1 protein-coding gene is annotated in these 636 nt (G+C 62.7%); it reads right to left on the bottom strand.

Translation table 11 applies throughout. The features are described 5' to 3' along the window. Nucleotides 1–161 precede the first annotated feature (161 nt). The coding region (locus DY926_RS16770; RefSeq protein WP_148707848.1) for an energy transducer TonB at nt 162–636 on the bottom strand (475 nt) is incomplete at its 5' end.

Genomic DNA, 636 nt, shown 5'->3' with positions numbered 1-636 from the left:
GGGGAGGCAGCACACAACATGGCAGCGAACGCAGCCGAGGCAACAAGAGTATGTTTACGATGCAGTCTGATCATTTAACCAAAATCCTCTGGAGCAGGATGTTTTTTCCGAGGCGACGGGGTGCTGCCGGCCCCCGCCGCGCCTGACCTTGATACTCAGGCTCAGTCATTCAGACTGAACGTGATCGTATAGAGATGGTGGAATTCCTTGACAGGCACCCCATTTTTGACTGCCGGCGCGTAACGCGAACGGCGCACCGCCTTCAGGGCGGCATCGGCGAAGGCGTCACCGCCCTTTACGCTGACCACCTGGCAATTGCTGGTCACGCCTGTCGCCTCAACGTCACAGGCGACCGATACGATGCCTTCACGACCTTCTTCCGACATTTCTTCCGGATATTCCGGCACCACGTGGTTCAGCGGCGACGTACCGGCCGAGTGATCGGCAACCGGCGGCGCGTTGGACACGACCGCATCAGCCGGCGGTGCGGCCTTTGCAGGCGGCATGGCCTTCGGCGGCTTCGTATGCGTCACATGCATCGGCGGCGGCGGTACCGGCACCTGAATCTTGGGCGGCGGAATGTACGGCGGCGGCGGCTGCGTGATCTCCGGCGGCGGTGGCGGCGGTGGTGGTGGC

Origin of the sequence: Komagataeibacter melaceti, assembly GCF_003403295.1 — a bacterium.
GTDB lineage: Bacteria > Pseudomonadota > Alphaproteobacteria > Acetobacterales > Acetobacteraceae > Komagataeibacter > Komagataeibacter melaceti.
The sequence above is the reverse complement of the archived record's forward strand: the minus strand, read 5'-3'. Positions and strand labels throughout refer to the sequence as shown.